General features: G+C 69.6%; 1 pseudogene. It reads left to right on the forward strand.

Annotation, left to right across the window (positions count from 1 at the left end):
* Positions 1-15 precede the first annotated feature (15 nt).
* A pseudogene (locus tag EXE44_RS19805) lies at positions 16-217 on the forward strand (YIP1 family protein); the annotation flags it as partial.

A 217-nucleotide genomic window follows, 5' to 3' on the forward strand; every position in this document is an offset into this window, starting at 1 on the left:
GGACAGCACCCGACGATGCCCTCCCCGTTCGCCGTCCTCGCGAGTCCGATCGGTAGCGTCCTCGACCGCGTTCGCGACGGGTTCGACTCCCCTCGCGCCGGGACCGTCGCGGTCGCGATGTTAGTCGTGGTCACGATCGGCACCAGCCTCGGAATCGTCGCGCTCGGCGGAGTGTTCGACGCGACCGTCGACCAGCGGATCACCGTCGACAACCCGG

The sequence above is a fragment of the Halorubrum sp. SS7 genome (assembly GCF_005435055.1).
In the GTDB taxonomy this organism is placed as follows: domain Archaea; phylum Halobacteriota; class Halobacteria; order Halobacteriales; family Haloferacaceae; genus Halorubrum; species Halorubrum salinarum.